24 protein-coding genes are annotated in these 23,306 nt (G+C 68.1%); 12 read left to right on the top strand and 12 right to left on the bottom strand.

Annotation, left to right across the window (positions count from 1 at the left end; translation table 11 throughout):
* Positions 1 to 89: 89 nt before the first annotated feature.
* From DTA15_RS01830 to DTA15_RS01860, 7 genes are all read right to left on the bottom strand, one after another.
* Positions 90 to 881, bottom strand: coding sequence for an aspartate/glutamate racemase family protein (locus DTA15_RS01830; RefSeq protein ID WP_006490202.1), 792 nt, complete (start codon positions 879 to 881; stop codon positions 90 to 92).
* A gap of 10 nt (positions 882 to 891) precedes the next feature.
* Positions 892 to 2,376 carry an NCS1 family nucleobase:cation symporter-1 gene (locus tag DTA15_RS01835; RefSeq protein ID WP_006490228.1) on the bottom strand — a complete coding sequence of 495 codons (1,485 nt, stop codon included), beginning with the start codon at positions 2,374 to 2,376 and terminating at the stop codon, positions 892 to 894.
* 149 nt (positions 2,377 to 2,525) lie between these two features.
* A complete protein-coding gene (locus DTA15_RS01840; protein ID WP_006490206.1) occupies positions 2,526 to 3,230 on the bottom strand; it encodes a GntR family transcriptional regulator in 705 nt (234 codons plus the stop codon).
* A 308-nt stretch (positions 3,231 to 3,538) separates the two neighbouring features.
* Positions 3,539 to 4,477, bottom strand: a complete 939-nt coding sequence (gene ldcA, locus DTA15_RS01845; protein ID WP_006490211.1) for a muramoyltetrapeptide carboxypeptidase — start codon at positions 4,475 to 4,477, stop codon at positions 3,539 to 3,541.
* Positions 4,478 to 4,578: 101 nt separating this feature from the next.
* Positions 4,579 to 5,175 (bottom strand): tRNA adenosine(34) deaminase TadA, encoded by a 597-nt coding sequence (tadA, locus tag DTA15_RS01850; RefSeq protein WP_006490196.1) that lies wholly within the window; start codon positions 5,173 to 5,175, stop codon positions 4,579 to 4,581.
* Entirely contained in the window at positions 5,172 to 5,573 is a 402-nt protein-coding gene (locus DTA15_RS01855) for a DnaJ family domain-containing protein (protein ID WP_006490221.1), read from the bottom strand. Before DTA15_RS01855 ends, tadA begins: the two co-directional genes overlap by 4 nt.
* A gap of 300 nt (positions 5,574 to 5,873) precedes the next feature.
* Positions 5,874 to 7,106 carry an MFS transporter gene (locus tag DTA15_RS01860; RefSeq protein WP_034195696.1) on the bottom strand — a complete coding sequence of 411 codons (1,233 nt, stop codon included), beginning with the start codon at positions 7,104 to 7,106 and terminating at the stop codon, positions 5,874 to 5,876.
* A 316-nt stretch (positions 7,107 to 7,422) separates the two neighbouring features.
* On the opposite strand from DTA15_RS01860, the gene DTA15_RS01865 reads away from it, so the two are divergent.
* The 11 genes from DTA15_RS01865 to DTA15_RS01915 all read left to right on the top strand — a co-directional run bounded on the left by DTA15_RS01865 (position 7,423) and on the right by DTA15_RS01915 (position 16,749).
* The gene (locus tag DTA15_RS01865) at positions 7,423 to 8,193 is read left to right on the top strand and encodes a GntR family transcriptional regulator (protein ID WP_006490849.1); all 771 of its coding nucleotides are present in this window, start codon (positions 7,423 to 7,425) and stop codon (positions 8,191 to 8,193) included.
* Positions 8,190 to 9,929 carry a fumarate reductase/succinate dehydrogenase flavoprotein subunit gene (locus DTA15_RS01870; RefSeq protein WP_006490842.1) on the top strand — a complete coding sequence of 580 codons (1,740 nt, stop codon included), beginning with the start codon at positions 8,190 to 8,192 and terminating at the stop codon, positions 9,927 to 9,929. Before DTA15_RS01865 ends, DTA15_RS01870 begins: the two co-directional genes overlap by 4 nt.
* 11 nt (positions 9,930 to 9,940) lie before the next feature.
* A complete protein-coding gene (locus DTA15_RS01875; RefSeq protein ID WP_006490846.1) occupies positions 9,941 to 10,186 on the top strand; it encodes a 4Fe-4S dicluster domain-containing protein in 246 nt (81 codons plus the stop codon).
* A 50-nt stretch (positions 10,187 to 10,236) separates the two neighbouring features.
* The gene (locus DTA15_RS01880) at positions 10,237 to 11,661 is read left to right on the top strand and encodes an ABC transporter substrate-binding protein (RefSeq protein WP_012492686.1); all 1,425 of its coding nucleotides are present in this window, start codon (positions 10,237 to 10,239) and stop codon (positions 11,659 to 11,661) included.
* A gap of 44 nt (positions 11,662 to 11,705) precedes the next feature.
* Complete coding sequence (locus DTA15_RS01885; protein ID WP_006490847.1) at positions 11,706 to 12,581, top strand: ABC transporter permease; 876 nt, start codon at positions 11,706 to 11,708, stop codon at positions 12,579 to 12,581.
* Positions 12,578 to 13,366 (top strand): ABC transporter ATP-binding protein, encoded by a 789-nt coding sequence (locus DTA15_RS01890; protein WP_006490845.1) that lies wholly within the window; start codon positions 12,578 to 12,580, stop codon positions 13,364 to 13,366. The genes DTA15_RS01885 and DTA15_RS01890 overlap by 4 nt, the downstream gene beginning before the upstream one ends.
* A gap of 37 nt (positions 13,367 to 13,403) precedes the next feature.
* On the top strand, positions 13,404 to 14,399 hold the full coding sequence (locus DTA15_RS01895) for a HEAT repeat domain-containing protein (protein WP_006493146.1): 996 nt from the start codon (positions 13,404 to 13,406) through the stop codon (positions 14,397 to 14,399).
* Complete coding sequence (locus tag DTA15_RS01900; protein ID WP_006484790.1) at positions 14,396 to 14,674, top strand: gamma-butyrobetaine hydroxylase-like domain-containing protein; 279 nt, start codon at positions 14,396 to 14,398, stop codon at positions 14,672 to 14,674. The genes DTA15_RS01895 and DTA15_RS01900 overlap by 4 nt, the downstream gene beginning before the upstream one ends.
* Complete coding sequence (locus DTA15_RS01905) at positions 14,628 to 15,665, top strand: NAD(P)-dependent oxidoreductase (protein ID WP_373925247.1); 1,038 nt, start codon at positions 14,628 to 14,630, stop codon at positions 15,663 to 15,665. Before DTA15_RS01900 ends, DTA15_RS01905 begins: the two co-directional genes overlap by 47 nt.
* 49 nt (positions 15,666 to 15,714) lie before the next feature.
* Positions 15,715 to 16,203 (top strand): NUDIX hydrolase, encoded by a 489-nt coding sequence (locus DTA15_RS01910; RefSeq protein WP_012492687.1) that lies wholly within the window; start codon positions 15,715 to 15,717, stop codon positions 16,201 to 16,203.
* Positions 16,204 to 16,299: 96 nt separating this feature from the next.
* Positions 16,300 to 16,749, top strand: a complete 450-nt coding sequence (locus DTA15_RS01915) for an acetyltransferase (RefSeq protein WP_006484785.1) — start codon at positions 16,300 to 16,302, stop codon at positions 16,747 to 16,749.
* A gap of 80 nt (positions 16,750 to 16,829) precedes the next feature.
* On the opposite strand, the gene DTA15_RS01920 is transcribed toward DTA15_RS01915, so the two are convergent.
* Positions 16,830 to 17,453, bottom strand: a complete 624-nt coding sequence (locus DTA15_RS01920; protein ID WP_043033175.1) for a 2'-5' RNA ligase family protein — start codon at positions 17,451 to 17,453, stop codon at positions 16,830 to 16,832.
* A 118-nt stretch (positions 17,454 to 17,571) separates the two neighbouring features.
* Here DTA15_RS01920 and DTA15_RS01925 point away from each other — a divergent pair, with 118 nt between their 5' ends.
* Positions 17,572 to 18,189 (top strand): 3'-5' exonuclease, encoded by a 618-nt coding sequence (locus DTA15_RS01925; protein ID WP_006484792.1) that lies wholly within the window; start codon positions 17,572 to 17,574, stop codon positions 18,187 to 18,189.
* Between the two features lie 208 nt (positions 18,190 to 18,397).
* Here DTA15_RS01925 and guaA read toward each other — a convergent pair whose 3' ends face one another.
* The 4 genes from guaA to DTA15_RS01945 all read right to left on the bottom strand — a co-directional run bounded on the left by guaA (position 18,398) and on the right by DTA15_RS01945 (position 23,290).
* Positions 18,398 to 20,017: a glutamine-hydrolyzing GMP synthase gene (gene guaA / locus DTA15_RS01930; protein WP_006484787.1), complete on the bottom strand. Its 1,620-nt coding sequence runs from the start codon at positions 20,015 to 20,017 to the stop codon at positions 18,398 to 18,400.
* Positions 20,018 to 20,124: 107 nt separating this feature from the next.
* Positions 20,125 to 20,733: a hypothetical protein gene (locus DTA15_RS01935; RefSeq protein ID WP_012492688.1), complete on the bottom strand. Its 609-nt coding sequence runs from the start codon at positions 20,731 to 20,733 to the stop codon at positions 20,125 to 20,127.
* Positions 20,734 to 20,739: 6 nt separating this feature from the next.
* On the bottom strand, positions 20,740 to 22,200 hold the full coding sequence (guaB, locus tag DTA15_RS01940) for an IMP dehydrogenase (RefSeq protein ID WP_006488752.1): 1,461 nt from the start codon (positions 22,198 to 22,200) through the stop codon (positions 20,740 to 20,742).
* Between the two features lie 280 nt (positions 22,201 to 22,480).
* A complete protein-coding gene (locus DTA15_RS01945; protein ID WP_006493234.1) occupies positions 22,481 to 23,290 on the bottom strand; it encodes a DUF2182 domain-containing protein in 810 nt (269 codons plus the stop codon).
* Positions 23,291 to 23,306 lie beyond the last annotated feature (16 nt).

Raw genomic sequence — 23,306 nt, forward strand, 5'->3', positions numbered from 1 at the left:
CGGAGGCCGGCCGCACAAGCCGATGCGATGACGGCCCAGTGTAGCGAAAAGGTTCATACGCGCCCATACAGCGGCGCAGATAGTGCGTGTCAGACGGTGTGTATGTGCGGTTGCGGCAAATTCGGGACCGGTTCCGCCGCATCCCCGTCCGACGGGCTGAAGCGGGCGAACGCGCCGTCGTAGCGCTTCGGCAGCGGCCGCGCGTAGTCGCCGCGTTTCGCGGTGGCGAGACGCAGCGCGACCAGCGCCTCGGCCCACTTCACGGCCGCCGTGACGCCCTCGACCACCGGCGCGCCGATCTGCTGCTCGATCTCGTGCGCGAATTCGGCCATCCCCGCGCAGCCGAGCACGATCGCGTCGGCGCCGTCCTCGTCGAGCGCGCGCCGGCATTCGTCGACGATGATCCGGCGCGCGGCCGAGCCGGGCCGGTCGAGTTCGAGCACCGCGACGTCGGTCGCGCGCACGTTGCGGCAGAACCGCTTCATCCCGTAGCGCTCCGCGAGGTGCCACGCCATCCCGCAGGTGCGCGCGAGCGTCGTGACGACCGAGAAGCCCGGCGCGAGCACGCTCGCCGCATGCATCGCGGCCTCGGCGATGCCGATCACCGGCCCGCGCGCGAGCTCGCGCGCGGCGTACAGGCCCGGATCGCCGAAACACGCGATCACGTATGCGTCGCAGCCGTCGCGCTCGCCCTGCGCGATCTCCGCGAGGAGGCCCGGCGTCGCGAGCGCCTCGTCGTAATATCCTTCGATCGACGGCGGCCCCATCGGCGGGCTCACGGCGACGATCTCCGTGCCGGCGGCCGCGACCTCGCGCGCGCAGCGGCCCATCGCGTCGGTCATCCGCTGCGTCGTGTTCGGATTGATCAGTCGGATCTTCATCGCACGCTCCTTACGCCTTCGCGCTCACGAGCAGCCGGTAGAACACGAAGCCGAGCCCCGCGCCGATGAACCACGAGAAATTCGCGACACCCTGCCAGCCCGGCACCATCACGCAGGCCACCGCGATCACCGCGGCCGGCAACAGCGCGGCGAGCGCGCGGCGGTTCACGCCGCCCGTGTACCAGTAGCTGCCGCTTTCCGACATCGTGTACAGGTCGTCGCGCACGAGGCGGCCGCGCTTGACGAGGTAGAAGTCGGCGATCAGCACGCCGTACAGCGGGCCGATGAACGCGCCGAGCACGTCGAGCGTGTAGTGGATCACGGCCGGGTTGTTGAACAGGTTCCACGGCGTGATGAAGATCGACGCGACGGCCGCGAGCATCCCGCCCGCGCGCCAACTGATCAGGCGCGGCGCGACGTTCGAGAAATCGAACGCGGGCGACACGAAGTTCGCGACGATGTTGATGCCGATCGTCGCGATCGTGAACGTCAGCGCGCCGAGGATCACCGCGGTCGGATGATCGATGCGGCCGACCGTCTCGACCGGGTCGGTGATCAGTTCGCCGAACACCGGCAGCGTCGCGGCCGTCGTGATCACCGTGACCAGCGAGAACGCGAGGAAGTTGACCGGCAGCCCCCAGAAATTGCCGCGCTTCACTTCGCCGAACGAGCGGCAGTAGCGCGAGAAATCGCCGAAGTTCAGCATCGGCCCGGAGAAGTACGACACGACGAGCGACACGGCGGTAATCATCACCGGAATCACTTCCGCGCCGTGATACTTGACGCCGCCGAGGTTGATGCCGATGTTGCGCCAGCCTGCGCGCCACACCATGTAGCCGGCCAGGATGAACATCACGACATAGACGGCCGGGCCCGCGAAGTCGATGAACTTCTTGATCGTCTCCATCCCGTTCCAGAACACGAACGCCTGCAGCACCCACAACAGCATGAAGCCGGCCCAGCCGACCGCCGACAGCCCGAGGAAGCCGTAGCGATGGACGTCCGCATACGGCAGCCATTGCGGGAAGAATTTCAGCACGACGATCACGAGCGCGCTCGACGCAAGATAAGTCTGGATGCCGTACCACGCGATCGCGATCAGCCCGCGGATCACGGCCGGCACGTTCGCGCCGAGCACGCCGAACGTCGCGCGGCATGCGACCGGATACGGCACGCCGATCTGCTGGCTCGGCCGCGCGATCAGGTTGCACAGCGCGTTCACGAGGCCGATGCCGACGATCAGCGCGATCAGCACCTGCCAGCTCGTCAGCCCGAGCGCGAACAGGCTGCCCGCGAACACGTAGCCGCCGACGCTGTGCACGTCCGACATCCAGAACGCGAAGATGTTGTACGAGCCCCATGTCTGATTTTTAAGGGGTGCCAAATCTTCGTTGTACAGACGTTCGCTGTAACCATCAGGCAACGCCGGACCGCCGCCCTCGCCGCCTTCTTCCGCCGGATAGGCGCTGTCGTGCGCCACACTGAACTGAGCCATGACTTCTCCTTGACGCGGCCGGAAGGCCGCTCCACCGTCATCGATATCGCTCCGGATCGTCGCCCGGAGTCGGACCAGCGGCCCGCGGCAAACACCGCGGGCCCGCATTTCGCTCGTTCTGTGGCGCGCGGCCGGGTTCGCGTCGCCGCTCAGGCGCCGCCGAACACTTCGCGCAAATCGACCTGCCCTTGCGCGGGCCGGTCCAGCATCTTCAGTTCGACATGCTGCAGGTGGCGCGCCATCAGCGTCACCGCCTGCTTCGGATCGCCCGCCTCCAGCGCGGCGAGGATCTCGTCGTGGTCGTCGCACGAGCATGGGCTGCGCCCGTGCGATTCGTACAGCGCCGACATCAGCGTCGAGCGTGCGACGAGCCCTTCGAGGCACTCGCTGAGCGTCGCATTGCCCATCAGCGTCGCGAGCGCCGTATGGAATTCACCCGACAGCCGGATCCACGCGGCGAAGTCGTGCCGCTCGAACGCCTTGCGTTCCTTGTCGATCAGCGCGGCGACGCCCTTCAAGCGCCTGGCGCCGGGGCCGGTCGCGAGCCGCTCGACCACGGCCAGCTCGATGATCCGGCGCATCTCGAACACTTCGTGCACGTCCTGCAGCGTCGGGCTCGCGACGAACGCCCCGCGGTTCGGCTCGAGGTCGACCAGCTTGTCGGTCGCGAGCTGCGCGAGCGCCTGGCGGATCGTCCCGCGCTTCACGCCGAACACGTCGCAGAGCTGCGCCTCCGTCAGCTTCGCGCCGGGCGCGAGCCGATGCTCGAGGATCGCCGTGCGGATGCGCTCGGCGATCGCTTCGGGACCGGCTGCACCGGACGGAGAGGAATCGGGCTCGTTCATGATCTGCATCGTGTGATGGTCCTCATCCTAGGGCGGACATAAAGATTGTCAACAATTCTTTTGCAGGATTCCGCACAATCGGCGTGCGCCGGCATGTCTCCATTCGGTGCAGTGCGCACGAATTCCATGCACGACAAGCCTGACAGGCAATACGGAGGCCCTTCTCGTCGTATACCCGCCCGGCCATTTTGTTGACAAAAATGGTGCACGGACGGGCGAAAGTTGCGTGGACGTCGACGAAAAATATGGACCGTTAGTTGCGCGTTTACATGAAGAAAAAGGCGGGAAAACCCGCCTTTCGATCGATCGCGCCGGCATCAGCCGAGATGCGGATAGTCCGACACCGTGAGCCGGAACCCGTGCGCATTCGCGACCAGTTGCGCCTGCGCGCCGAACGGCAGCGTCAGCAGGTCGGGCACGTGGCCGAACTGGAGCCCCGTGACGACCGGAATCCCGACCACCGCGCGCACCTGGTCGATCATCGCCTGCATGTCGTAGCCGTTGTCGTACTCGAACGGCCGCGCGCCGGTGAACTGGCCGAGCACGAGCGCCTGCTGGCGTGCGAGCAGCCCCGACAGATGCAGCTGATAGATCATCCGCTCGATCCGGAACGGCTGCTCGTTGACGTCCTCGATGAACAGGATGCCGCCCTCGATGTCGGGCATGTACGGCGTGCCGACCAGCGACGTGAGGATCGCGAGGTTGCCGCCCCACAGCGTGCCGGTCACGTTCACCGCCTGCACCTGCGGTGCGTCGGCGACGATCGTCGTGCTCGGCTGCGTCAGCGTCTGCCAGAAATGCCGCATCGTGAAGTCGCTCGGCGTTTCGGCGCCGAAGTCGGCCGACAGCATCGGGCCGCCGAACGTCTTGATGCGCGCCTTCGCGTACAGCGCCAGCTGGATCGCCGTGAAGTCGCTGTGACCGACGAGCGCGACCGGCTGGTCGCGCAGCCGGCGCTCGAGGCCGCGATAGTCGAGCCCGTGCAGAATGCGTGCGGCGCCGTAGCCGCCGCGCACCGCGAGCGCGATGTCCGGCAGCGGCCGCTCGGGATCCGCGAGGCGGTTCAGGTCGCCTGCGCGCTCGCCGTCGGTGCCGCCGAAGCGCTGGAAGCGCCGCTGCGTCGCCTCGATGTTCTCGATGCGCTGCTGCGCGGTGCTGAGGCGCTCGAGCGCGCGATTGATCGCGTCGGGGTCGTGCGGATAGCCGGACGGCGCCAGCAGGCGGATGGTGTAGGACGCGGCGGGCTGGAAGGACATGGCGAAAGGTATCGGGATCGTCAAACCTGCTTAGAGGGTCCGAACCGGGTCCGGTTCACGGAAACCGTGCGCGCCCGGAACGACGGGCGCGGCGGCGGCGACTATGACGCGCCGGATTCGGCGTCGCGGGCGAGCCGTGCCTCGCGCAACGCGCGACGGCGCTCGGCGAAGAACGACTTCAGCGCGGCGCCGCATTCGTCGGCGAGCACGCCGCCCGTCACTTCGGTGTGGTGGTTCAGCTGCGGATTCGCGAATGCGTCGATCACGCTGCCGCACGCGCCCGTCTTCGGGTCGGCCGCGCCATAGACGACCCGCGCGATGCGGGCGTGCATGATCGCGCCGGCGCACATCAGGCACGGCTCGAGCGTCACGTACAGCTCGCAGCCCGGCATCCGGTAATTCTGCAACTGCTGCGCGGCCATGCGCAGCGCGGCCATTTCGGCATGCGCGGACGGGTCGTGCCCGCCGATCGGATGGTTGAAGCCGCGTGCGATCACTTCGTCGCCGCGCACGAGCACCGCGCCGACCGGCACTTCGCCGGCCGCACGCGCCTCTTCGGCGGCGGCTTGCGCAAGACGCATGAAATGGAGGTCGCGCGCCGAGATGGGCGCGGCTTCGTGAACGGGAGAATCGGCGACGGGTTCAGCGGCCGGGGCGGCTGCCGCGCGGGCTGCGTCGTGCAGCGCGTCGGACGTCACATCGTCCCCGCTTCGGCGGACGCATCGTCGAGCCCGCGCTCGCACAGGCGTTCCGCGATGCGCCGGCAGTAGTCGCGCGGCATCACCATCGGGCCGCCGCGCAGCGATTCCAGCGCCATGTCGAGCGCGAGGATCTTCGCCTGCAGCCGGCAACGCGCGGCACGGTCGCTGACCGCCTGCACTTCGTCGTGCAGATTGCGCAGCGCGCGCAGTTGCTCGACGGCCGGCGGCACGAAGCCCGCGTTTTTCAGGATACGGTTGGCCACCCGCACCTCCTCGGGCACGAGCAGGTCGTCATCCAGCGCCTGCGGCGCGCCGGTACCCGGCAAATCGTCGAACTCGCCCCGCGCGGCGGCGGCGGCAATACGTTGTTCGACCAGGGCGTCAAGCAATCTCATCAGTCAATCGGAACAATGCGGCAGGCCGAATTCTAGCAGGGTGACGCCGGTATGACAGGCCCTTCGAATATATGCTCGATATTGCGTTTTTTAGGGGCCGAATCGCTGCGCATGCGCGCCGATCGCCGTCAGTTGCCGCTCTGCTGCGCCGCAGCAGGCTGAGCGCCGTTCGCACGCTTCCAAACGCATGCGCTGCCCGGACCCATTTTTTAATTCGCGACGAGACGATCGACCCCTGTCGACCCGGCGAAAACACCCGCCGCCGCCACTTCCGCCGTCGCATCCGATGGCATGGCCCGATTACGCAGTCACCGTTTCCGGCCGCGCTTTCGCGAACGGGCGGAACATCGTCGCGATCAGGAACGCGCCGATCCCGATCGCGAACGACCCGAGGTACAGCCAGCCGTAGCTGCCGAACGCATCGACGATCAGCCCGCCCGCGACCGGGCCCGTGGCCATCCCGAGGCTGCCCGCCATCGCGCAGCCGCCGATCACGGTGCCCATCATCCGCAGCGGGAAATTCTCGCGCGCGAGCACCGAATACAGCGGCATCACGCCTGCATAGATGAAGCCGAACAGCGTCGCGACCGCGTAGAAGCCGTCGAGCGTGCGCACGAAGTAGTAGCCGAGCGCGCCGAGCGCCTGCGCGAGCAGCCCCGCCACCAGCATGCGCTTCGCGCCGAGGCGATCGCCGAGCAGCCCGAACGCGATCCGGCCGCCCATCCCCGCCAGCCCTTCGACGCTGTAGATCGACACCGCGACGATCAGCGGAATCCCGCAGGTCACCGCGTAGCTGACCGTATGGAAGATCGGGCCCGAATGCGTCGCGCAGCAGAAGAAATTGGTCAGCAGCAGCACCATGAACTGCGGCGAGCGCAACGCATCCGCGACCGACATCGCGGCGGGCGCGCCGCCGGCCGCAGGCGCCGCGTGCGCGGGGGCCGCGTGCGCGGGGGCCGCGTCGAGCGCGGGCGCCCGGCGCACCAGCAGCGACACCGGAATCATCACGGCGGCCGCCAGCGCGGCAATCAGCAGCATCGACGTGCGCCAGTCGCGCACCGACACGAGCCAGGCGGCGAGCGGCGCCATCGTCATCGGCGCCATCCCCATGCCGGCCGACACCAGCGACACCGCGAGGCTGCGGTGCGTGTCGAACCAGCCGGTCACGCACGCCATCATCGGCGCGAATATCGCGGCCGTCGCGCTGCCGACGGCCAGGCCGAAGGTCAACTGGAACACGAGCAACGACGGCGCGCGGCTCGCCAGCGCCAGGCTCGCCGACAGCAGCACGGCGCCCGCGATCACGACCGGCCGCGTGCCGACGCGGTCCGACAGGCTGCCCCACGCCATGCTCGCAAACGCCATCGCGATGAAACCAAGCGTCATCGCGGCGGAAATGCCGGTCATCGACCAGCCCGTATCGCGCGCAATGGATCGCAGGAACACCGGTAACGAAAACATCGCGCCGATCGCGACGCAGCCCATCAGGCCGCCCGCGGCGACGATCACCCAGCGGTATCGGGAATCCGGCATGTGGCGTGTCATGGGGTCTCTCCTCGTTCGTTGCGCCAATCGCGGAAGCCGGGTGGCGGCCGCCTGGCGCGGCGCACTGCCCGGTCGATATCGATACGACGGGCGACGCAGCGGGAAATCGACACGCGCGGCGCACGAAACCGCGCTTTTTTATTGTCGACGATGCCGCACGGCTCGCAAGGGCCGGATCACCCGCCCGCCGCGCCGCCTGCCGCCCCGCTTTTCCGCAACCGGAAATTCGAAATCACAAATAGTTGGTTGGGGCGCGCCATCGCGCTGGCTACACTCGTCCCATCTTGTCATAACAAGTTGACCGATGCCCCCACCCAACGTCGTGCCGCTGTCCGCGGCCCCGCTCTACGTGCAGATCAAGGACACGCTGCGCGCGCGCATCCTCGACGGCACCTACGCGCCGCACAGCCGGATGCCGTCCGAGCACGAGCTCTGCGCGATGTTCGACGTCAGCCGCATCACGGTGCGCCAGGCGCTCGGCGACCTGCAGAAGGAAGGCCTGCTGTTCAAGCTGCACGGCAAGGGCACGTTCGTGTCGAAGCCGAAGGCGTTCCAGAACGTGACGTCGCTGCAGGGGTTCGCCGAGGCGATGTCGTCGATGGGTTACGAGATCGTCAACCAGTTGCGCAGCCTGCGCACGGTGAAGGCCGATCGCCATCTCGCGACGAAGCTGAACGTGCCCGAAGGCGCGCCGCTCGTCGAGATCCATCGCGTGCGGCTGCTGAACCGCGAACCCGTGTCGCTCGAACAGACCTGGGTGCCGGAAGCGCTCGGCAAGCGCCTCGCCGGCGCCGATCTCGCGACCCGCGACATCTTCCTGATCCTGGAGAACGACTGCGGCATCCCGCTCGGCCATGCCGACGTGTCGATCGACGCGATCCTCGCGGACGACGAAATCGTCGACGCGCTGCACGTCGAGGAAAGCAGCCCCGTGCTGCGCATCGAACGCCTCACGCACGACGCGTCGGGCGCGCCGATCGACTACGAATACCTCTACTTCCGCGGCGACGCCTTCCAGTACCGGTTGCGCGTCGACCGGCAGAAGGCGCGCAAACCTGCAAGGAACCCGCGATGAATACCCATGTGCATGAATACGACATCGTCGTGGTCGGCGGCGGCACGGCCGGCCCGATGGCGGCCATCAAGGCGAAGGAGCGCGATCCGTCGCTGCGCGTGCTGCTGCTCGAGAAGGCCAACGTGAAACGCAGCGGCGCGATCTCGATGGGGATGGACGGCCTGAACAACGCGGTGATCCCCGGTCATGCGACGCCCGAGCAATACACGCGCGAGATCACGATCGCCAACGACGGGATCGTCGATCAAGAGGCCGTGTACGCATACGCGACGCACAGCTTCACGACGATCGAGCAGCTCGACCGCTGGGGCGTGAAGTTCGAGAAGGACGGCACCGGCGATTACGCGGTGAAGAAGGTTCACCACATGGGCTCGTACGTGCTGCCGATGCCGGAAGGCCACGACATCAAGAAGGTGCTGTACCGGCAACTGAAGCGCGCCCGCATCGCGATCACGAACCGGATCGTCGCGACGCGCGTGCTGACCGACGCGCAGGGCCGCGCGAGCGGCGTGCTCGGCTTCGACTGCCGCACCGCCGACTTCCACGTGATCCGCGCGAAGGCGGTGATCCTCTGCTGCGGCGCAGCCGGCCGCCTCGGCCTGCCGGCATCGGGCTACCTGATGGGCACGTACGAGAACCCGACCAACGCGGGCGACGGCTATGCGATGGCCTATCACGCGGGCGCCGCGCTCGCGAACCTCGAATGCTTCCAGATCAATCCGCTGATCAAGGATTACAACGGCCCGGCCTGCGCGTACGTGACCGGCCCGCTCGGCGGCTTCACCGCGAACGGCAAGGGCGAGCGCTTCATCGAATGCGACTACTGGAGCGGCCAGATGATGTGGGAGTTCTACCAGGAACTGCAGAGCGGCAACGGCCCCGTGTTCCTGAAGCTCGACCATCTCGCGGAAGAAACGATCCAAACCATCGAGCAGATCCTGCATACCAACGAACGGCCGAGCCGTGGACGCTTCCATGCCGGGCGCGGCACCGACTACCGCAGCCAGATGGTCGAGATGCACATCTCCGAAATCGGCTTCTGCAGCGGCCACAGCGCATCGGGCGTGTACGTGAACGCACGCGCGGAGACGACCGTGCCGGGGTTGTACGCAGCCGGCGACATGGCGGCCGTCCCGCACAACTACATGCTCGGCGCATTCACGTACGGCTGGTTCGCCGGACAAAACGCGGCCGATGACGTGGCCGGCCGCGACCACGCGCCGGTGGACGACCAACAGGTCGATGCCGAGCGCACCCGCGTGCTCGCGCCGCTGCTGCGCGAGCGCGGGCTGGCGCCGGCGCAGGTCGAGTACAAGCTGCGCCGCATGGTGAACGACTACCTGCAACCACCGAAGGTGACGCGCAAGATGGAAATCGGGCTGCAACGTTTTGACGGAATTATTGAGGATATCGAAGAAATAAAGGCCGACAACCCGCACGAACTGATGCGCGCGGCCGAAGTGCGCGCGATCCGCGACTGCGCGGAAATGGCCGCACGTGCGTCGTTGTTCCGCACCGAAAGCCGCTGGGGGCTGTACCACCACCGCGTCGATTTTCCGCACCGCAACGATGCCGAATGGTTCTGCCACACGTGGCTGCGCAAGGACGCCGCGGGCGCGATGCGCAGCGAGAAGCGGCCGGTCGAACCGTACGTCGTGCCGCTCGCCGACGACGAACGCGGCGCCTACGCGCAGTTGCGCATCCGCGAACCGGCCCCGCTCGCGGCCGCCCTTTGAGGAACCTTGCCATGCCCCATACCCCGCACGACATCTTCCAGCGCAGCAGCGCGCCCGTGACGATCGACGAGTCGCTGTGCATCGCCGACAAGGGCTGCACCGTGTGCGTCGACGTGTGTCCGCTCGACCTGCTCGCGATCGACGTCACCAAGGGCAAGGCCTATATGCAGTTCGACGAATGCTGGTACTGCATGCCGTGCGAACGCGACTGCCCGACCGGCGCGGTCAAGGTCGACATCCCTTACCTGCTGCGCTGACACGGCGCGCCGACCCGCGCCCCGCTTCCCCCCTACCGGACTCACGACACATGAACACCACGCTACGGATGTTTCGCCTGCTCGCCGCGTCGCTCGCGGTCGCGACCGCCGGTTTCGCGCATGCGGAGACGATCCGCGTCGCGATCGGCACGCAGGACACGACGATCAACTGCGCGACCGGCGGCCTGTTGATCCGCGAACTGCATCTGCTCGACAAGTACCTGCCGCGCACCGGCAAGTACCAGGACGTGAAGTACGACGTGCAGTGGAAGGACTTCACGTCCGGCGCGCCGCTGACCAACGAGATGGTCGCCGGCAAGCTCGACTTCGGCGCGATGGCCGATTTCCCCGGCGCGCTGAACGGCGCGGCGTTTCGCAAGGCCGGCCGCAAGAGCGTGTTCATCACGGTGCTCGACGGCAGCATCGACGGCAGCGGCAACGGGATCGTCGTGCCGACGAATTCGACGGTGCGCGGGCTGGCCGACCTGAAGGGCAAGACGATCTCGGTGCCGTTCGCGTCGACCGCGCACGGCATGCTGCTGCGCGCGATCAAGGCCCAGGGCTGGAACCCCGACACCGACGTGAACATCGTCACGCAGGCGCCGGAAGTGGCCGGCAGCGCGCTGAAGGCGAACAAGATCGACGCGCATGCGGATTTCGTGCCGTTCGCCGACCTGTTCCCGTACCGCGGCATCGCGCGCAAGGTCTACGACGGCGCGCAGACCCACGCGCCGACTTTCCATGGCGCGCTCGTCGACGCGGATTACGCGCAGCGCTATCCAGAAATCGTCGTGGCCTATCTGCGCGCCGCGATCGAAGCGAACCGCCTGCTCGCGCAGAATCCCGAAAAGTACAGCCTGCTGATCGAGAAAGTCACCGGCATCGAGGCGCCGGTCGACTACCTGTATCACGGGCCGCTCGGCATCCAGACCCGCGACCTGACGTGGAAGCCCGAATACCGGAAAGCGGTCGCGACGGCGGTCGATACGCTGAAGCTGCTGAAGAAGACCGACTCCGCGCCCGACCCCGCGACGTTCGTCGACGATCGCTATATCCGCGCGGCGTTCAAGGCGTCCGGGCTCGACTACGACGCGGCGCTGAAACACTACGGCAAGCAGCCGCTCGTCGCGAACGATGCGTCGACCGGCAAGCCGATCCGCGATTTCAACGACGTCGCACAGGTCTGGCTCGCCGGCGACGAAGCCGTGCGCCACTATGCGAGCCCCGCGGCCGCCTTTGCGGCGCTCGGCAAGCTCGGCCCGTCCGCGAAGGTGCGCGCGGTGTTCGTGCACGACCACGGCAGCGGCCTGAAGCTGTTCGCCGACCAGGCGTGGTACGTGAAGGACGCACACGGCGTGCTGACCGCGTTCCTGCTGAAGTCGGGCGCCGATGCGTACGCGCAGCAGGTATCGGGCGCGGTGGTCGACTACGCGGCCGCGAAGACCGTCACCGCACAGGCGCTCGCCGCGCGCTGAGCATCGCGCCCTTCTCTTTCCATTCGTCGACACCGGACTTCCGCATGGCTGCCACCCTCGACCTCGTCAAACGCCGTCACGCCGACGCACCGCGCGCCGCCGACGCCCGCTCGCCGCATTCCGCCGCGCGCCGCCGCCCGACACCGATGCGCCGCCGCGTGTGGCGCATCGCATCGCTCGCCGCCTGCATCGCGCTGTGGCAGGCGGCCGTCCACTGGCGGCTGTCGCTCGGCATCGTCACGTTCGCGAACGTGCCCGCGCCGGCCGACGTGGGCCCCGCGCTGGCCTCGTTCCTGCAATCGCCGAAGCTGCCGATGCATCTGTTCGCGAGCATCACGCGCGTGCTGGCCGGCTTCGTCGCGGCGGCGTTCGCCGGCATCGGCCTCGGGCTCGCGATCGGCCGCTATCGCGCGCTCGAGGACACGCTGCTGCCGCCGCTCGAGATGCTGCGGCCGATTCCGGCCGTCGCGTGGATTCCGCTCGCGATCCTGATGTTTCCATCGTCCGAGCTGAGCATGATGTTCATCACGTTCGTCGGCGCGCTGTTCCCGATCCTGCTCAATACCGTGCACGGCGCCGAAGCCGTCGACCCGCGGCTCGTCGCGACCGCGCGCAGCCTCGGCACGCGCGGCCTCGCGCTCTATGCGGAAGTGATCCTGCCCGGCGCCGCGCCGTCGATCTTCACCGGCCTGTCGATCGGGATGGGCACCGCGTGGTTCTGCCTGGTCACGGCCGAGATGATCGCGGGCCAGTACGGCATCGGCTATTTCACATGGGAGTCCTATACGCTGCAGAACTACCCGGACATCGTGGTCGGCATGGCGCTGATCGGCCTGCTCGGGATGGGCAGCAGCCTGCTCGTCAAGCGGATCGGCGCGGTGCTCACGCCGTGGTACGCGCCGCGTGGAGGCCGGTCATGAGCACCGCCGAGATTACCGCACCCGCTCCCGGCCGTGTCGGCGTGCGTGCGCTGACGATCGAACTCGGCCCGCCTCATGCGCGCTTCGCGGCGCTCGATGCGCTCGACGTCGATATCGCGCCCGGCGAATTCGTCTGCGTGCTCGGGCCGTCCGGCTGCGGAAAATCGACGCTGCTCGGCGCGCTCGCCGGCCACGTCGCGGCCACGCACGGCGAGATCGTCGTCGATGGCGAACCGGTCGACCGCCCGCATCCCGATCGCGGGCTCGTGTTCCAGCAGCACACGTTGTTTCCGTGGAAGCGCGTGATCGACAACGTCGCGTTCGGCCTGAAGATGAAGGGCGTGCCCGCGCACGAGCGCCGCCGCGAGGCGGCCGAGCTGCTCGAACTCGTCGGGCTCGGCGGCTTCGGCGCGCACTACCCTTCGCAGTTGTCCGGCGGCATGCAGCAGCGCGTCGAGATCGCCCGCGTGCTGATCAACCGGCCGCGCGTGCTGCTGATGGACGAACCGTTCGGTGCGCTCGACGCGCAGACGCGCCGGATGATGCAGACGCTGCTGCTCGATATCTGGTCGCGCATCGGCACGACCGTGCTGTTCGTCACGCACGACATCGAGGAAGCGCTGTTTCTCGGCGACCGCATCCTGATGCTGTCGCCGCGGCCCGCACGCATCGTCGCCGACATCCGCGTGCCGCTCGCGCGGCCCCGCACCGACGACAGCACGACCGAGCCCGCGTTCGTCGAGATCAAGCGCCGCTGCCTCGCGCTGCTGCGCGACGCCGCCTGAGCCCGTGCCTGCCCATTCACCGTACCGACTTTTTTCCATGACCGCTTCTTCTTCCGCTTTCCCGCTGCCCGGCGTGCCGGCCGCCGATCATGCCGCGCTCGTCGCGCGCCTCGCCGCAGGCGACGCATCGGTGCGCCGCATCGCGCTGCTCGAACTCGCCGATCTCGAGGCGCCCGAACTCGTGCCGTCGTTCGTCGCGGCGCTGCGTGACGACCCGTCCGCCGACGTGCGCAGCGAGGCCGCGCGCGTGCTCGACGCGTGGGAGCAGCCCGATGTCGTCGACGCGCTGTGCCACGCGCTGCTCGATCCGGACGACAGCGTGCGCGCGACGGCCGCGCAAAGCCTGTCCGAACTGAAGGACGCGGCATCGGGCGCCGTGCTGTGCCGATGGGCCGACCGGCCCGAGCCGTTCGTACGCGGCGCCGTGCTGCGCGGCTTGCGCGAGTTGCGCGACCCCGGCGCGTTCGCGCCCGCGCTGCGTGCGCTCGACGCGTGCACCGCGGCCGTACGCGCCGAGGCGGTCGTCGTGCTCGGCTGGCTCAAGGACGGCCGCGCGCTGGCGCCGCTCGCCCGCATCGCGACCACGGACGCCGATGCGAACGTGCGGCGCGCCGCGGTCGGCGCAATTGGGTTTGCGGCGCCGGGCGACGCCGCCGTCGTCACCGCGTTGCTCGCGGCGCTGCGTGACGCCGAATGGCAGGTGCGCGAGGAAGCGGCGACCACGCTCGGCAAGCTGCGCATCGCGACCGCACGCGAGCCGCTCGTCGCCGCGCTCGACGACGACTACTGGCAGGTGCGCCTGCGCGCCGCGCGCGCACTCGGGCAATTGCGCGATGCGGCTGCGGCGCCGGCCGTCGTCGCGCTGCTCTCGCATGCGATCAGCAACCTGCGCAAGGAAGCCGCGCTTGCGCTCGGCGAACTGCGCGACCGTGCAACGCTGCCCGCGCTGAGCGCTGCGCTCGACGATCGCGACCCCGAAGTCCGCAAGGCCGTGCGGATAGCGATCGGCCAGATCGACGAGGCGTCGCGATGATCGCGCCGATCGAAATCGCACTCGATCACCCGGCGCGCACACTGACGCTGCGCTGGTCCGACGGCGCGTCGCAACGTATCGACTATGCGCAATTGCGCGGCGGTTGCCCATGCGCGGAATGCCGAAAGATCCGGCTCGACGGCGGCCACGTCGACGCGCGGCCCGACCTGACGCTCGACGGCGTGGAAGCGCTCGGCTACGGTATCCGCTTCCTGTTCGGCGACGGCCATGCCCGCGGCATTTATCCGTGGCCGTACCTGGCGGACCTCGCGTAGCGACGACGACGCGGCTTGCGCGCTCGCGCGAGCCGGATGGCAGGCATGCGAAAACGCTGCGATACTGACGCCCACGATCGTCGCCACCTACCGTGGGAGCCGCACCATGCAAACCGCAGTCGGATTCATCGGCCTTGGCGTGATGGGCACGCCGATGGCGCTCAATCTCGCGCGGGCCGGCACGCCGCTCGTCGTGTGGAGCCGTTCGCACGGCAGCGACGATGCGCTGCGCGACGCCGGCGCACGCGTGGCCGACGACATCGACGACGTATTCGCATCCTGCCGCACCGTGATCCTGATGCTCGCGAACGATGCGGCAATCGATGCCGCCCTCGCACGCGGCACGCGCGCTTTTGCCGCCCGGGTCGGCGCGCACACGATCGTCAACATGGGCACGAATGCGCCGGACTATTCCCGCGCGCTCGCCGACGAAATCGCCGCCGCGTCCGGCCGCTACGTCGAGGCGCCCGTATCGGGCTCGCGCAAGCCGGCCGAAGCCGGTCAGCTCGTCGTGATGCTGGCCGGCGCGCCGGACGACGTCGAGGCCGTCCGCGCGCTCGTGAAGCCGCTGTGCCGCGACAGCTTCGTGTGCGGCGACGTACCGTCGGCGCTGACGATGAAGCTCGCCGTCAACCTGTTCCTGATCACGATGGTCACCGGTCTCACCGAAGCCACGCACTTCGCGCAACGCCACGGTATCGATCTCGCGCGCTTCGCCGACGTGCTGAATGCCGGCCCGATGGCGAGCGACGTGTCGCGCGTGAAGCTCGGCAAGCTCGTCGCGGCAGATTTCTCGGTGCAGGCCGCGATCACCGACGTGCTGAAGAATGCGCGCCTCGTCGCCGAATCCGCGCGCGGCATCGGCATCGCGTCGCCGCTGCTCGACATTTGCCACGCACTGTACGGCGAAACCGAGCGGGCCGGACACGGCGCGGCCGACATGGTCGCCGTGATCCGCGCGATCGAACAGCGTACTAGGGACGTGCGATGAGCCGCGTACACGCCCCCGCGTTCGTTTGCGCCGACGAGTAGGCACGGCCATGTCCGCCACCGCCACCTCCGCCACCGGCAACGCTACACCCTTGCGCCCCGTCCCGGCCGTGATCGGCATCGTGCTGCGCGAACGCGACGTGTTGCTCGTGCGCCGCGCGAATCCCCCCGATGCAGGCTGCTGGGGCTTCCCCGGCGGCAAGATCGAGCCGGGCGAGCCGCTTGCGGATGCGGTCGTGCGCGAGATCGCGGAAGAGACGACGATCGATGTGGAAGCGCTCGACGCCTTTACCGCGCTGGACGCGTTCGATTACGATGCACACGGCGCCGTGCGCCAGCATTTCATCATGGTCGCGGTGCTGTGCCGATGGTTGCGCGGCACGCCCGCCGCCGGCGACGATGCGCTCGACGCACGCTGGTTCGACGTCGACGCACTCGACCGCGACGATTTGCCGATGAGCGCCGGTGTGCGCGACGTCGCGCGACGGGCGATCGAGCGGGCGGCGGCGCTGGACGACGCGCGTCCGCCATCCGCCTGACACACCGCTGTCGCTTGCGCATCACCGTGCGCGCGACGCGTTCGATTCACCACGGCGCCGGCTACCGGTCGAGCACCGGATCATCACATATCAAACATGATCAGCATTCGACAATCCACCAAGGCCGACGGCACACGCGTGCTGGATATCTGGCGCCATGCCGTCGATGCCACGCATCACTTCCTGAGCGACGACGATCGTCGTTCGATCGAATCCGAAGTCGTCGCGTTCCTGCCCGGCGCGCCGCTCGATCTGGCCGTCGACGAGACCGATCGCCCGATCGGCTTCATGCTGCTCGACGGCAGCCACATGGAAGCGCTATTCGTCGATCCTGGCCACCATGGTGCGGGAGTCGGGCGATGGCTGGTCGAAGAAGCGCTCAAGCGCCATCCCGACCTGTCGACCGACGTCAACGAACAGAACCAAGCGGCAGCGGGATTTTATGAGCGCCTCGGATTCGAGCGCTGCGGGCGATCGGAACTCGATGGACAGGGGCGGCCTTATCCGCTGCTTCATCTTCGTTATCGCGGGGGTGGTCGGGACTGAGCTGGAGTCCGGGCGAGCACGGAACGCGGCACCGCCCGGTCCGGATGCGCTGAAACGGCACCGCCCTTACGACATCGCGATCACCCCGGGGAGCGGCCGGTTGCCAGCGGCCAGCGCCCCAACACGTCGTAGTGCGACTTGCCGAGCCAGCTATCGACCAGGACGAAGTCGAACACGGTCCAGGTAATCGGCTCGATCCGATACTCATCGGGCCGCTGCGGGCCATACAGCAGCGTCACGTGCGGGGTGAAACCCGAGGGAAAAACAGGTACGCCTACCCGTTTCAATGCATCTCGCAACTGCCGTCGAAAGTCGATCAAGTCTTCCAGACCGTTCCGCCCCGTCAGCACCAGCGGCTGATGACCGGGCCGCCCGTTGAAGCTGATGATCTTGTCGAACCTCACGGAGAAAGACGGCCCATCCACGCGGTCCGCGACCGTGCGGGCCCGTGCAAGCGCAGCGTCCGGCACGTAAGCGAAGTCGCCTAGCGAGCCCAGCGTGATGTGCAGACGCTCGGTGCTCACCGGGCGGTCCTTCTTCTGCTGCATGCTTTTGGCTATGCCGGCAATGCGTGCGGCCGTGGCCGTATCCGGCATCACGGCGAAAAAGAAGCGGTGCACGGGAACCGGCGGCGGCGCATCGAATCCGGGTAGCGTCAGTTGAGTCACGGCAACATGTCCGACTGGCCTGGAGCGAGATTTCATTATCGTCAATCGGCAGCCGGCCCGCTCGCCGCTCCACGAATCCGCCGTTCGCACGCCCGAAGATGCTACCCTCTCGGGCCAAACTCGACACCCTCTGATGACGCCCCCGAATTCAATCATGCAAACCGTCGCGGTACTGGACTTCGAAACCACCGGCCTGTCGCCGAATCTGGGCGACCGTGCGACCGAAATTGCCGTCATCCTGCTGCGCGACGGGGAAGTCGTCGACCGTTTCCAGAGTTTGATGAATGCCGGCCGACGCATCCCGTCCGATGTCGTTGCGCTCACCGGCATCACGAACGACATGATCGCGGCGGCGCCACCCGCGTCCGAAGTCATGAAGGAAGCGGCCGCGTTCGTCGGCAAGCATGCGGTCGTGGCCCACAACGCCGGTTTCGACAAGCGCTTCTGGCAGTCGGAACTGGGGCTGCTCGGCATGTCGGCCGACCATGCGTTTGCGTGCACGATGCTGGTGGCGAGACGGATCTACCCGGACGCCCGGAGTCACCGCCTGTCGAGCCTGATCGAGATGCTGCGGCTGCCGCAATCGGGCCGTGCGCACCGTGCGATGGTCGATGCCGAGATGGCTGGGCATCTGTGGTGCCGGTTGCAGCAGGATATTTCCCGGACTTATGGGCTGGATCGGATCGATCACGCGCTGATGTCGCGGGTTCAGGCGACGACCAAGGCGAAGGTGCCGATGTACTTGCGGTCGCTCGGGCGGGCGTGTGCGTGATGAATCCGGTCCGGGACTGCGAACACGGCGCTTCTTGACCGACTTCGCGCGTTAACGCAAAACGGCCTGGCAATCGCCAGGCCGCTTCTTGCCCACGCGTGAACCGGGGCAGCACGCCAACCGAACCGGCAGCCCGCTTGCGAATTATCGCGACATCAAACGACGCGCAACAACGCAGGCGAGACCGATGCCGCTTCGGCCGGAAAGCTTATTCCCACTCGATCGTCGCCGGCGGCTTCCCCGAGATGTCGTACACCACACGATTGATCCCGCGCACTTCGTTGATGATCCGGTTCGACGCGCGGCCGAGCAGCGCGTACGGCAGGTGCGCCCAGTGTGCGGTCATGAAGTCGGTCGTCTGCACCGCACGCAGCGACGTCACATAGTCGTACGTCCGGCCATCGCCCATCACGCCGACCGACTTGACCGGCAGAAACACCGCGAACGCCTGGCTCGTCAGGTCGTACCAGCTCTTGCCGACGTCGGCCTCGCCGCACAGGCCGGCAGCCGCATCCTGCGCGGTTGCCGTCGTGCCGCGCAGTTCCTCGATGAAGATCGCGTCCGCGCGGCGCAGCAGGTCCGCGTACTCGCGCTTCACTTCGCCGAGAATCCGCACGCCGAGGCCCGGGCCCGGGAACGGATGGCGGTATACCATCTCCGGCGGCAGGCCGAGCGCGACGCCCAGCTCGCGCACTTCGTCCTTGAACAGGTCGCGCAGCGGCTCGAGCAGCTTCAAGCCGAGCGTTTCCGGCAGGCCGCCGACGTTGTGGTGGCTCTTGATCGTCGTCGCCTTCTTCGTCTTGGTGCCGCCCGATTCGACCACATCCGGGTAGATCGTGCCCTGCGCGAGCCACTTCGCCTTCGACAGCTTCTTCGCCTCGGCCTGGAACACCTCGACGAACTCGCGGCCGATGATCTTGCGCTTCGCTTCCGGATCGGTCACGCCGGCCAGATGGCCGAGGAACTGGTCGGATGCATCGACGTGCACGACCTTCGCATGCAGGCGGCCCTCGAACATGTCGAGCACCATCTTGCCTTCGTTCAGGCGCAGCAGGCCGTGGTCGACGAACACGCAGGTCAGCTGATCGCCGATCGCGCGATGGATCAGCGCGGCCGCGACGCTCGAATCGACGCCGCCCGACAGGCCGAGAATCACTTCCTCGTCACCGACCTGCTCGCGAATCTTCGCGACGGCTTCCTCGATGTGGTTCTTCATGATCCAGTCGGGCTTCGCGCCGGCGATCTGCAGCACGAAGCGTTCGATGATCTGGCGGCCCTTCACGGTGTGCGTGACTTCCGGGTGGAACTGCACCGCGTAGTAGCCGCGCGCCTCGTCGGCCATGCCGGCGATCGGGCAGCTCGGCGTCGACGCCATCAGCGCGAAGCCCGGCGGCAGCTCGGCAACCTTGTCGCCGTGGCTCATCCAGACTTTCAGCATCCCGTGGCCTTCGGCCGTCGTGAAATCCTCGATGTCGTCGAGCAGGCGCGTATGGCCGTGCGCACGCATTTCCGCATAGCCGAATTCGCGATGGTCGCTCCACTCGACCTTGCCGCCGAGCTGCACGGCCATCGTCTGCATGCCGTAGCAGATGCCGAGCACCGGCACGCCGAGATCCCATACGGCCTGCGGCGCGCGCAGTTGGTGGTCTTCGTACGTGCTCGCGTGGCTGCCCGACAAGATCACCGCCTTCGGCGCGAACTCGCGGACGAAGTCGTCGGACACGTCGTTCGGATGGATTTCGCAGTAGACGTGCGCTTCACGCACGCGCCGTGCAATCAGTTGGGTGACTTGCGAACCGAAGTCGAGAATCAGGATTTTGTCGTGCATGGCTGCGGACGGGATGAAGAGAATAAGAAAAGCAGCGCATCGAGCGCTGCGTCAAAAGCATGGACAGCGGCGTCGGGCGGCAGGCGGCACGCGCGACGCATCGCCGGTCAATCCTGCATCGGCGGGCGTTCGTCGAGGGCGACGCCGCCGCCCGACGATGCGCGGGAACCGGACGAGGCCGGCGACGATCCGGCCGGCGCCACGGGGCGGCCGACGACCGGCTCGACACGCTGCGCGGCAGGCGCCGACGCCGGCGCCATCGCCGGTTCGGCCGGCCGCTGCGCCGGTGCGCGCGCCTCGAGCGCCTGCGCTTTCTCGCGCCGGCGCACGGCCGATGCGAGCCGCACGCCGCCGAGGCCCAGCACGATCAGCGCGACCCCGGCCACGGCCGACAGCACCCGGCCGGCGGCCGCGAGCGCGGGCCCGTTGCCGGTGCCGATCGACCACACGACCGTCAGCACGCCGGTCAACCAGTACACATGGCCGACCGAGCGCGCGACGGGTGCCGTGAGGTCACCGTTGAACGCCGCATGAAACGCGAGCCACGCGAGCCCGAGCAGCGCGATGCCGAACGCCTGGCCGAGCATCGCCGGCTGGATGTTCGCCAGTTGCAGCGCATTGAACAGCGCCTGCCAGGGCGTCAGCACGAACAGCACGCCGAACGCCAGCAGCAGCACGGCGTCGACGATCAGCACGGCTCGCAGCAGCGGTTTCATCGGCGCTCAGTCCACGTGGTAGTTCGGCGCTTCCTTCGTGATCTGCACGTCGTGCACGTGCGACTCGCGCATGCCCGCCGCGGTGATCTGGACGAATTCGGCCTTCTCGTGCAGCTCGTCGATCGTCTTGCAACCGCAGTAGCCCATGCTCGCGCGCACGCCGCCGACCAGCTGGAACAGGATCGCGTTGACCGAACCCTTGTACGCGACGCGGCCTTCGATGCCTTCCGGCACGAGCTTGTCGATGTTCGCCGAATTGTCCTGGAAGTAGCGGTCAGCCGCGCCGTCCTTCATCGCACCGACCGAACCCATGCCGCGGTACGACTTGTACTGGCGGCCCTGGTACAGGAACACGTCGCCCGGCGCCTCTTCGGTGCCCGCGAACATGCTGCCCATCATCACCGCATTCGCGCCGGCCGCGAGGGCCTTCGACACGTCGCCCGAGAAGCGCACGCCGCCGTCGGCGATGCACGGCACGCCGGTACCCTTCAGCGCTTCCGCGACGTTCGCGATCGCGCTGATCTGCGGCACGCCGACACCCGCGACGATCCGCGTCGTGCAGATCGAACCCGGGCCGATACCGACCTTGACCGCGTCCGCGCCGTATTCGACCAGCGCCTTCGCGGCGGCGGCCGTCGCGATGTTGCCGCCGATCACCTCGACGTGCGGGAAGTTCTGCTTGACCCAGCGCACGCGCTCGAGCACGCCCTTGCTGTGGCCGTGCGCGGTATCGACGACGATCACGTCGACACCGGCCTGCACCAGCAGCTCGACACGCTCTTCGTTGTCCGGACCGACGCCGACCGCCGCGCCTGCGCGCAGCTTGCCGTGTTCGTCCTTGCACGCGTCCGGGTGTTCGGTCTGCTTCGTGATGTCCTTGACGGTCATCAGGCCGCGCAGTTCGAACGCGTCGTTGACGACCAGCACGCGCTCGAGGCGGTGGCTGTGCATCAGCGCCTTCGCTTCGGCGAGCGGCGTGCCTTCCTTGACCGTGACGAGGCGCTCGCGCGGCGTCATGATCGACTTGACCGGCTCGTCGAGGCGCGTTTCGAAACGCAGGTCGCGGTTCGTGACGATGCCGACCAGTTGCGGGCCTTCGACGACCGGGAAGCCCGAGATGCCATGCTGGCGCGACAGCGCGATCACGTCGCGCACCTTCATTTGCGGCGGCACCGTGATCGGGTCGCGGACGACGCCCGACTCGAAACGCTTGACCTTCGCGACTTCGCGGGCCTGTTCGGCCGGCGTGAGATTCTTGTGGACGATACCGACGCCACCCTGCTGCGCCATCGCGATCGCGAGGCGACCTTCGGTGACCGTGTCCATCGCGGCGGACACGAGCGGCATGTTCAGGGAGATGTTGCGGGTCAGCTTGGTCTTGAGGCTGGTGTCGCGCGGGAGAACGTCGGAGAAGGCGGGAACGAGGAGCACGTCATCGAAAGTGAGTGCTTTTTGGATCAGACGCATGGCAAATCCTATGGGCGCAAAAGCGAATTATACGCGAAGCGCCGCGAATTTTCACAACACGAACAACGGCTTAGCCGGTTTCGGCCGTTCGGGGGCCGAATCGTTCGGATCGCCGTTCGGTTCGTTTTCGATCGCCTTTCGTTTCACCGCCGCATCGCGCCATTCGCGCAACCGGCCGCCGGGCGGCGAGTGTCCGTGTCGCGGCGGGGCCACACGGCCGCGACGGCGGCGGCCGCGCGCACGGCCCGGCGCCCCGCCGAAGCGGCTTGCCTGCCCTGCCTCACGCCAGCCCGGCCGCACGGGCGATCATCGCCATGCCGCCCGCCACCACCCCGCAACCGACGATCCGCGCGACGCGCCCGCCGATCGACGCAGCGCGTTCGGCGGCGATTGCGACCGTCACGACGGCCATCACGCGCAGATCCATCATGCCGGCCGCCAGCGCGACGGCCATCAGGTTCCCGCAACACGCGCCGCACCGGATCGCGGCGCGCACGCCGTACCGCCACGCCGTGACGACCGCCACCCGCGACGGGTGCACGCCATGTGCCGCCGCGTGCCGGCAACCCGCCAGCCGGCGCGCCTTCCACGCGGAGAATTGCAACGCACCCGCGGCCAGCACGACGACGCCCGCCGCGACCGGCATCGCACGGGCAAGCGCCGGCAGCCGAACGGCGGCCGTCGTCAGCACCGCGCCGGCCGGAAACACGAGTGCCCCGAGCGCCATCCAGACCGAGAAATACCCCGCGCCCGCGACGACGACGAGCCAGGCCGACCGCGCCGCCGCCGCCGGACCGATGCGCTGGCGGTAGCACCAGAGCATCGGCGCGAGCACGGGCAGCATCATCGTCACCGTCATCGCGCCCCACATTCCGGCGAACGCCGCGAATGCGCGCCCGGCGCTCTGGCCGCACGGCCGCAACCAGGCGGCCGAGGCCATCCAGCCGCCGGTCATCGGCTCGCCGCCCATCGCCGCCATCGACGTGTGCTGGGCCAGCGTCGCCGCCGCGGCGACCGCGAACACGGCCGCGACCGCCGCGCCGAATGCGCGCGGATCGGCGGCCGCCTCACCGGTGGTCGTTCGTATCATCGCGCGCGCCCGTCCG

This window comes from Burkholderia cenocepacia (genome assembly GCF_900446215.1).
Lineage (GTDB): Bacteria > Pseudomonadota > Gammaproteobacteria > Burkholderiales > Burkholderiaceae > Burkholderia > Burkholderia cenocepacia.

Excerpts from the sequence above, each read along its gene's own strand:
- DTA15_RS01830 (WP_006490202.1), bottom strand. The coding sequence starts at position 881 with ATGAAGATCCGACTGATCAATCCGAACACGACGCAGCGGATGACCGAC.
- DTA15_RS01835 (WP_006490228.1), bottom strand. The coding sequence starts at position 2,376 with ATGGCTCAGTTCAGTGTGGCGCACGACAGCGCCTATCCGGCGGAAGAA.
- DTA15_RS01840 (WP_006490206.1), bottom strand. The coding sequence starts at position 3,230 with ATGCAGATCATGAACGAGCCCGATTCCTCTCCGTCCGGTGCAGCCGGT.
- ldcA (WP_006490211.1), bottom strand. The coding sequence starts at position 4,477 with ATGTCCTTCCAGCCCGCCGCGTCCTACACCATCCGCCTGCTGGCGCCG.
- DTA15_RS01855 (WP_006490221.1), bottom strand. The coding sequence starts at position 5,573 with ATGAGATTGCTTGACGCCCTGGTCGAACAACGTATTGCCGCCGCCGCC.
- DTA15_RS01860 (WP_034195696.1), bottom strand. The coding sequence starts at position 7,106 with ATGCCGGATTCCCGATACCGCTGGGTGATCGTCGCCGCGGGCGGCCTG.
- DTA15_RS01865 (WP_006490849.1), top strand. The coding sequence starts at position 7,423 with ATGCCCCCACCCAACGTCGTGCCGCTGTCCGCGGCCCCGCTCTACGTG.
- DTA15_RS01870 (WP_006490842.1), top strand. The coding sequence starts at position 8,190 with ATGAATACCCATGTGCATGAATACGACATCGTCGTGGTCGGCGGCGGC.
- DTA15_RS01875 (WP_006490846.1), top strand. The coding sequence starts at position 9,941 with ATGCCCCATACCCCGCACGACATCTTCCAGCGCAGCAGCGCGCCCGTG.
- DTA15_RS01880 (WP_012492686.1), top strand. The coding sequence starts at position 10,237 with ATGAACACCACGCTACGGATGTTTCGCCTGCTCGCCGCGTCGCTCGCG.
- DTA15_RS01885 (WP_006490847.1), top strand. The coding sequence starts at position 11,706 with ATGGCTGCCACCCTCGACCTCGTCAAACGCCGTCACGCCGACGCACCG.
- DTA15_RS01890 (WP_006490845.1), top strand. The coding sequence starts at position 12,578 with ATGAGCACCGCCGAGATTACCGCACCCGCTCCCGGCCGTGTCGGCGTG.
- DTA15_RS01895 (WP_006493146.1), top strand. The coding sequence starts at position 13,404 with ATGACCGCTTCTTCTTCCGCTTTCCCGCTGCCCGGCGTGCCGGCCGCC.
- DTA15_RS01900 (WP_006484790.1), top strand. The coding sequence starts at position 14,396 with ATGATCGCGCCGATCGAAATCGCACTCGATCACCCGGCGCGCACACTG.
- DTA15_RS01905 (WP_373925247.1), top strand. The coding sequence starts at position 14,628 with ATGCCCGCGGCATTTATCCGTGGCCGTACCTGGCGGACCTCGCGTAGC.
- DTA15_RS01910 (WP_012492687.1), top strand. The coding sequence starts at position 15,715 with ATGTCCGCCACCGCCACCTCCGCCACCGGCAACGCTACACCCTTGCGC.
- DTA15_RS01915 (WP_006484785.1), top strand. The coding sequence starts at position 16,300 with ATGATCAGCATTCGACAATCCACCAAGGCCGACGGCACACGCGTGCTG.
- DTA15_RS01920 (WP_043033175.1), bottom strand. The coding sequence starts at position 17,453 with ATGAAATCTCGCTCCAGGCCAGTCGGACATGTTGCCGTGACTCAACTG.
- DTA15_RS01925 (WP_006484792.1), top strand. The coding sequence starts at position 17,572 with ATGCAAACCGTCGCGGTACTGGACTTCGAAACCACCGGCCTGTCGCCG.
- guaA (WP_006484787.1), bottom strand. The coding sequence starts at position 20,017 with ATGCACGACAAAATCCTGATTCTCGACTTCGGTTCGCAAGTCACCCAA.
- DTA15_RS01935 (WP_012492688.1), bottom strand. The coding sequence starts at position 20,733 with ATGAAACCGCTGCTGCGAGCCGTGCTGATCGTCGACGCCGTGCTGCTG.
- guaB (WP_006488752.1), bottom strand. The coding sequence starts at position 22,200 with ATGCGTCTGATCCAAAAAGCACTCACTTTCGATGACGTGCTCCTCGTT.
- DTA15_RS01945 (WP_006493234.1), bottom strand. The coding sequence starts at position 23,290 with ATGATACGAACGACCACCGGTGAGGCGGCCGCCGATCCGCGCGCATTC.